The 6896-nt window shown below is 73.7% G+C and carries 8 protein-coding genes; 7 read left to right on the top strand and 1 reads right to left on the bottom strand.

Annotated elements, in window-relative coordinates:
- From CKO13_RS09510 to CKO13_RS09485, 6 genes are all read left to right on the top strand, one after another.
- Positions 1-247 (top strand): exodeoxyribonuclease VII small subunit (locus CKO13_RS09510; protein ID WP_242467981.1); only part of this gene is annotated, 247 nt, incomplete at its 5' end.
- The gene (locus tag CKO13_RS09505) at positions 216-1136 is read left to right on the top strand and encodes a polyprenyl synthetase family protein (RefSeq protein ID WP_200260062.1); all 921 of its coding nucleotides are present in this window, start codon (positions 216-218) and stop codon (positions 1134-1136) included. The genes CKO13_RS09510 and CKO13_RS09505, both read left to right, overlap by 32 nt.
- A 125-nt stretch (positions 1137-1261) precedes the next feature.
- A complete protein-coding gene (folE2, locus tag CKO13_RS09500) occupies positions 1262-2101 on the top strand; it encodes a GTP cyclohydrolase FolE2 (RefSeq protein WP_242467980.1) in 840 nt (279 codons plus the stop codon).
- Positions 2102-2225: 124 nt separating this feature from the next.
- Positions 2226-2894 (top strand): TetR/AcrR family transcriptional regulator, encoded by a 669-nt coding sequence (locus tag CKO13_RS09495; RefSeq protein ID WP_200260059.1) that lies wholly within the window; start codon positions 2226-2228, stop codon positions 2892-2894.
- Positions 2894-4357: a TolC family outer membrane protein gene (locus tag CKO13_RS09490; protein ID WP_200260056.1), complete on the top strand. Its 1464-nt coding sequence runs from the start codon at positions 2894-2896 to the stop codon at positions 4355-4357. The genes CKO13_RS09495 and CKO13_RS09490 overlap by 1 nt, the downstream gene beginning before the upstream one ends.
- Positions 4354-5517, top strand: a complete 1164-nt coding sequence (locus CKO13_RS09485) for a cation diffusion facilitator family transporter (protein WP_338034625.1) — start codon at positions 4354-4356, stop codon at positions 5515-5517. Before CKO13_RS09490 ends, CKO13_RS09485 begins: the two co-directional genes overlap by 4 nt.
- Here the strand turns inward: CKO13_RS09485 and CKO13_RS09480 are convergent.
- Positions 5504-6487 (bottom strand): serine/threonine protein kinase, encoded by a 984-nt coding sequence (locus tag CKO13_RS09480; RefSeq protein ID WP_200260053.1) that lies wholly within the window; start codon positions 6485-6487, stop codon positions 5504-5506. The two genes, CKO13_RS09485 and CKO13_RS09480, sit on opposite strands and share 14 nt — an antisense overlap.
- 104 nt (positions 6488-6591) lie before the next feature.
- Between CKO13_RS09480 and CKO13_RS09475 the strand changes: the two genes are divergently transcribed.
- Positions 6592-6896 (top strand): FxsA family protein (locus CKO13_RS09475; protein WP_200260050.1); only part of this gene is annotated, 305 nt, incomplete at its 3' end.

Genomic DNA, 6896 nt, shown 5'->3' with positions numbered 1-6896 from the left:
CCCGAGCCCCGCCCCCGAGAGCCCGCTCTCCGACTTCGAGAAGGCGATCGCCGAGCTCGAGGCGCTGGTCGAGCGCATGGAGCGCGGGGAGCAGAGCCTCGAGGAGGCGCTGCGCGACTTCGAGCGGGGCATCTACCTGACCCGGCACTGCCAGGGCGCGCTCAGCGCCGCGGAGCAGAAGGTGGAACAGCTCCTGGAGAACAGCGAGGAAGGCGATGTCGGCCCATTTCGACCCGAAGATCCGTAAGGCCCTCGACGCGGCGCTGCCGCCGCTGCGCGAGCGCGCCGAGCGCGCCCTGGAGACCGCCCTGCCCGCCGCCGGGGCGCACCCCGCCCGGCTCCACGAGGCGATGCGCTACGCCGTGCTCGGCGGCGGCAAGCGCATGCGCCCGGTGCTGGTCTACGCCACGGGCAGCGCCCTCGGCGAGGACGGCGAGGCCCTCGACGCCCCGGCCGCCGCCGTGGAGATGGTCCACGCCTACTCCCTGGTCCACGACGACCTGCCGGCCATGGACGACGACGACTGGCGCCGCGGCCGCGAGACCTGCCACCGCGCCTACGACGAGCCCACGGCGATCCTCGTCGGCGACGCCCTGCAGTCGCTGGCCTTCGAGACGCTGAGCAGCGACGCCGCGCCGGCGGCCCCGGCGCCGGCGCGCGCCGAGATGGCCCGCACCCTGGCGCGGGCCATCGGCTCGCGGGGCATGGCCGGCGGCCAGGCCCTCGACCTCGCCGCCGTCGGCCGCCGGATCGACGCCGCCGAGCTCGAGGATATGCACATCCACAAGACCGGGGCCCTGATCCGCGCCAGCGTCCAGCTCGGGGCGCTGGCCTGCGGCACCGCCTCCGAGGCGGCCTTCAGCGCCCTCGACCGCTACGCCAAGTGCGTCGGGCTCGCCTTCCAGATCCAGGACGACGTCCTCGACGTCGCCGGCGACAGCGACGCCCTGGGCAAGGCGCAGGGCGCCGACGCGGCGCGGGAGAAGCCGACCTACCCCTCGATCCTGGGGCTGGAGGCGTCGCGGGATCTCGCCGAGCGCCTGGCCGGCGACGCCATCGACGCCCTCTCCGAGCTCGGTCCCGGGGCCGATCCCCTGCGCGGGCTCGCGGCCTACTGCATCGAGCGCCGCGCCTGAGGCCGGCCACCCCCGCCGGCCCAACCCTGCTCCGAGTAGCGGGACACGGGCCGGCCGGCCTTTTATAATGATTTTAAGGTCGTAACCACTGAATCTCGGAGACTGCGAGCACAAGGGCGCAAGCGATGTTCAATCCTACCTGCTACCCCCACGCCTCCGGCACCACCGCCGAGGACAGCCCCATGGAGGATGTCCAGGGCCGGAGCGACAACCGGCAGATCGCCATCGACAAGGTCGGCATCAAGGATATCCGCCACCCGGTCCGGGTCCGGGACCGCACCGGCCACGACCAGCACACCGTGGCGACGTTCAGCATGTACGTGAACCTCCCGCAGCACTTCAAGGGCACGCACATGTCCCGGTTCGTCTCCATCCTCGAGGGCCACGACCGGGAGATCACCGTCGAGTCCTTCCACGAGATGCTCGCCGAGATGACCCACCGGCTCGAGGCGGAGTCCGGCCACATCGAGATGAGCTTCCCGTACTTCGTCAACAAGCGCGCCCCGGTCAGCGGCGTCGAGAGCCTCATGGACTACGAGGCCGCCTTCATCGGCGAGATGCACGCCGACCGCCACGAGACCTGGGTCCGCGTGGCCGTGCCGGTCACCACGCTCTGCCCCTGCTCCAAGCAGATCTCCGAGCGCGGCGCCCACAACCAGCGCTCCCAGGTGGTCGTCACCGCCCTGGCGGACGGCTTCGTCTGGCTCGAGGAGCTCATCGAGCTGGTCGAGGCGGAGGGCTCCTGCGAGCTCTACGGCCTGCTCAAGCGCCCCGACGAGAAGCACGTCACCGAGCGCGCCTACGACAACCCCAAGTTCGTCGAGGACGTGGTCCGCGACATCGCCGTGCGGCTCAACGACGACGCCCGCATCGCCGCCTACCGGATCACCTCGGAGAACTACGAGTCCATCCACAACCACTCGGCCTTCGCCCTGATCGAGCACGACAAGCGCGCCGCCGAGTAGGGCGCACCCGGCGCCCGGCAAGAGGCGGCGCCTTGCCCGCGGCCGGCGGCTCGGGCAGAATGTCCCATCCAGGGCGCTGACCGCTCGGTCGGCCGCCCCTCGGATGCGTCCTGCCGGAGCCGCCATGCCCCACGAGCCAGGCCCAACCCCCGCCGCCGAGCGCATCCTCGCCGCCGCGAAAGCGCTCTTCGCCCGCGAGGGCTACGCCTCGGTCTCCGTGCGCGATATCGCCGAGGCGGCCGGGGTCAGCAAGGCGAACATCTTCCACCACTTCGCCTCCAAGGAGGCGCTCTACCTCGAGGTCCTGCGCCGCTCCTGCGAGTCGGCCCGCGCCCTGCTCCAGGCCCTCGAGGCGGAGGAGGCGGAGCCGGCGGAGCGGCTGCGGCGGTTCATGCGCGGCGATCTCGAGCGCGCCCTCGACGACCTCGACGGCACCCGGCTGCTGCTCGCCGAGACCTTCGACGCCACGCCCGCCCGGGCCCGCGCCCTGGTCGACGAGGTCTTCGGGGCCGACTTCCGGCGCCTGACGGGGATCGTCGCCGGCGGCCAGCGCGACGGCGCCTGGCGCCGGGACATCGACCCGGCGCTCCTGGCGACGCTGATGATCGCCGCCAACACCTTCTTCACCGCCCACCGCGAGGTCCTGCGCCAGCTCCCCGGGGTGGACTTCGCCGAGGCGCCGGAGCGCTACGCGGACACCATCGTCGAGCTCCTGCTCGACGGCCTCCGGGCAGCCCCATCCGACGGGGGGGCGGCGCCGGCCCCCCAGGCCCAACAGGGAGATCGATCTTGATGAGAAGAGCCAAGCTGCGGCCGTGCCACCGCTTCCCCCGCCAGGCGGCCTCCTGGACCCTGGCCGCCCTCCTCGCCCTGCCGGCGGGCGGCGCCGCCCAGGAGGAGCCCGGCGACGCCGCCGCCACCGCGGGCGGCGGCAAGGAGGGGCTGATCCCGGCGGAGATCGACCGGCCCGCCCCGGAGCAGGACCTGCAGGCGATCTACCGGCTCGCCCGGCAGGCCGACCGCGGCCTCGCCGCCGAGCGCAGCCGGCGCCGCGCCGCCGACGAGGGCGTCGACCAGGCCATCGCGCAGTTCCTGCCGCAGATCAGCGCCTCCGGCGGCTACGTGGACCGGAAGATAAGCTATCCGGAAGTAGATGCCCCGGATCAGGACACCGAGGGCTGGGACGCCACGCTCTCGCTGACCCAGCCGATCTTCCGCCGCGGCTACCTCGTCGAGCTCGAGCGCTCCCGCAGCACGGCGGAGCAGGCCGACATCGAGCTCTCCCTGGCCGAGCAGCAGCTCGTCGTCGACGTTACCCAGGCCTACTTCGACGTCCTCCTCGCCCAGGACGAGCTCGCCCTCGTGGAGACCGAGCTCGAGGCCGTCGAGAGCCAGCTGCGCCGCGCCGAGCGGGCCCTGGAGGTGGGCACGGGCACCCAGACCGACGTCGACGAGGCGCAGGCCACCTTCGACCAGGTCCGCGCCGAGCGGGTCGCCGCGCAGAACCAGCTCGACATCGCCCGCGAGTCGCTGCGCCGGATCATCGGCCAGCACCCCGGCGAGCTCGCCGGGCTCGAGGCGGGCTTCGAGCCGCAGCCGGTGGAGCCCAGCGGGACCGAGCACTGGGTGGAGACCGCCCGGCGCTACAACCTGGAGGTCCAGCTCGCCGCGCAGCAGGAGCAGGTCGCCCGCCACGACGTCGACGCCCAGCGCGCCGATCGCTGGCCGGAGGTAGAAATCCAGGGGGAGTATACCTACTCCGACACAGAGCAAGATCAGGGCTTTAACACCCGCGGACCGCTTCCCGAGGAACAAGAAGAGCGCAAGATCTACCTCCAGGTCTCCATGCCGCTGTTCACCGGCGGCGGCATCACCAGCCGCGTCCAGCAGGCCGAGGCGCAGCGCACCGCCGCCGCCGAGGAGCTCGCCGACCAGCGCCGCGCCGCCGCCCTCGACGCCCGCTCGGCCTACCTCAACCTGCGCAGCGAGCGCGAGCGGGTCCGCGCCCTCGAGCAGGCCCTGGTCTCGGCGCGCAGCAACGAGGCCGCCGTCCGCCGCGGCCAGCAGGTGGGCACCCGGACCATCACCGACGTGCTCAACGCCCAGAGCCAGCGCTTCGAGACCAAGCGCAACCTCGCCGAGGCGCGCTACAACTACCTGACCAGCTTCGTCCAGCTCCAGGCCGCCGCCGGCATGGCGGTGGACGAGGACGTCATCCGCGAGGTCAACGCCCAGCTCCAGGCCGTCGCGCCGTGAGCGTGGCGGCCGACGCCGACGCGGCGGCGCTGGCGGCGGCCAAGCGCCGCGTCACCCTGGTCGGCGGGGCGATCAACCTCGCCCTCGGCGCCGGCAAGATCGGCCTCGGGGTCGTCGGCCACTCCCAGGCGCTGGTCGTCGACGGCGTCCACTCCCTCTCCGACCTGCTCTCCGACGCCCTGGTCCTGGTGGCGGCGAGCTACGGCAGCCAGCGGGCCGACCACGACCACCCCTACGGCCACGCCCGCATCGAGACCGTGGCCACCGCCGGCGTCGGCGCGGTGCTGCTGCTCGTCGCCGCCGGCTTCATCTACGACGCCGTGCAGCGGCTGCTCCTCGACCCGGGGGCGCTGTGGGTGCCGGGGTGGCTGGCGCTGGCGGCGGCGCTCGGCTCCCTGGCCGTCAAGGAGGGGCTCTACCACTACACCCGCCGCGTCGCGCGGCAGGCGCGCTCGGACCTGATCCACGCCAACGCCTGGCACCACCGCTCCGACGCCCTCTCCTCGCTGGTGGTCCTCGGCGGGATCACCGGCGTGCTCCTCGGCCTGCCCTGGCTCGACGCCGTCGCCGCCGTCGTGGTCGCCCTGATGCTCGCCCACGCCGGGCTCCACTTCGCCTGGCACTCGGTCCGCGAGCTCATCGACACCGGCCTCGAGCCCCGGCGGGTCGCCGAGATCGAGGGCATGATCGAGCAGATCGACGACGTCCGCGAGGTCCACGGGCTGCGCAGCCGGCGCATGGGCCCGGATGCGCTGGTGGACCTGCACATCGTCGTCGACCCGCGGCTGAGCGTCTCCGAGGGCCACCGGGTCAGCGAGGCCGTGCGCCGGCGGGTCATCGGCGAGATCCCCGAGGTCAGCGAGGTGCTCGTCCACGTCGACCACGAGGACCCGCGCTGGGACGAGGCCACCGCGGCGCTGCCGCTGCGCCGGCGCATCGAGGCCGACCTCGCCGCGCAGTGGGCGGGGCTCGAGGGCGCCGAGCGCGTCGAGCGCGTCGACTGCCACTACCTCGCCGGCGGCCTGGAGGTGGAGCTCCACCTGCCCTGGGCGCCGGAGGCCGACCCCGAGGCCGAGCGCGCCCGGATCGAGGCCCTCGCCCAGGCCGCCGAGGCGCTGGCCTACGTGGCGGCCTGCCGGGTCCACTTCATCGGACGCTGAGCGGCGGCTCCTGGAGGGCGGCGAGCTGCTCGCGCAGGGCGAGCAGGTGCTCCTCCCAGTAGCGCGGCTCGCCGAACCAGGGGAAGGCCTGGGGGAAGGCGGGGTCGTCCCAGCGCGCCGCCAGCCAGGCGGCGTGGCGCATCAGGCGCAGGGTGCGCAGCGGCTCGACGAGGTGGAGCTCGCGCGGGTCGAGGTCGCAGAAGGTCCGGTACCCCTCGAGGACGTCGTCGAGGTACGCCTGGCGCTCCTCGCGCTCGCCGGGCAGGAGCATCCACAGGTCCTGGATGGCCGGCCCCGTGCGGGCGTCGTCGAGGTCCACCAGGTGGAAGCCCTCCGGCGTCTGCAGCACGTTGCCGGGGTGGAAGTCGCCGTGGAGGCGCAGGGTGGCCACCGCGCCGGCGCGCTCCCAGCACTCGCCCACGGCCTCGAGCAGGTCCGCGGTGAGCGTGGCGTAGGCCTCCTCGAGGTGGGCGGGGAGCCAGTTCTGCTCGAGGAGCTGATCGCGCACGTCGCGGCCGTGGTCGCCGGGGTCGAGCAGGGGCCGGTGGCGGAAGGCGGCCGCGGCGCCGACGGCGTGGATGCGGGCGATGTAGGTGCCGAGCCGGCGCAGGACATCGCGGTCGTCGACCTCGAGCATCCGCCCGCCGCGCATCGGGTAGAGGGCGAGGCGGAAGCCGTGGCTGTGCGCCAGGCTCCCGCCGGGGCCGCGCAGCGGGGGCACCACGGGGATCTCGGCGGCGGCGAGCTCGGCGGCGAAGTCGTGCTCCTCCTGGATCGCCGCGTCGCTCCAGCGATCCGGGCGGTAGAACTTGGCGACCAGCCGCTCGCCGTCCTCGAGCCCGACCATGTAGACGCGGTTCTCGTAGCTGTTCAGCGGCAGGAGGCGGCCGTCGCAGCGCCGGCCGCTGGCCGCCTCCACCGCGGCGAGGATCGTCTCCGGACCCAGGGCCTCGAAGGGGTGGCCGGTCATGCCGGTGTGCTCCTCTCGTGGTCAGCGCCGACAGGACAGGGTAGCCCAGCGCGGCGCCGGGCCGCTATCCTTGGGACTTTCAGGAAGGCCAAGAGGTCCCGGTTATGCAGCTGCAGAGCACGGAGCGCGGTCCCCTCGCCCGCATCGTGGGGGTCGTTGCCACCATCGCGGTGGTCGCGCTCGCCGCGACCCTGGGGATCGTCGTCCTGGCGGTCATCCTCGGCCTGGCCCTGATCGGCACCGTGGTCGTCGGGCTGCGCGCCTGGTGGCTCCGCCGCCAGTTCCGCCAGGCCTCCGCCCGCGCCGCCGAGCAGCGCTCCGGGGCCCGCGGCCACCGCGGCTCCGTCATCGAGGGCGAGTTCACGCGGAGCAACGATGAGCGCCCGCCGCGCTCCTCGGACCCCGGGGA

It is taken from the genome of Halorhodospira neutriphila (genome assembly GCF_016584055.1).
Lineage (GTDB): Bacteria > Pseudomonadota > Gammaproteobacteria > Nitrococcales > Halorhodospiraceae > Halorhodospira > Halorhodospira neutriphila.
Note: the sequence above shows the minus strand (reverse complement) of the source record. Positions and strands in the feature narration are given on the sequence as shown.

Coding starts and splice junctions, on each gene's coding strand:
- CKO13_RS09505 (WP_200260062.1), top strand. CDS start 216: ATGTCGGCCCATTTCGACCCGAAGATCCGTAAGGCCCTCGACGCGGCG.
- CKO13_RS09495 (WP_200260059.1), top strand. CDS start 2,226: ATGCCCCACGAGCCAGGCCCAACCCCCGCCGCCGAGCGCATCCTCGCC.
- CKO13_RS09480 (WP_200260053.1), bottom strand. CDS start 6,487: ATGACCGGCCACCCCTTCGAGGCCCTGGGTCCGGAGACGATCCTCGCC.
- CKO13_RS09490 (WP_200260056.1), top strand. CDS start 2,894: ATGAGAAGAGCCAAGCTGCGGCCGTGCCACCGCTTCCCCCGCCAGGCG.
- folE2 (WP_242467980.1), top strand. CDS start 1,262: ATGTTCAATCCTACCTGCTACCCCCACGCCTCCGGCACCACCGCCGAG.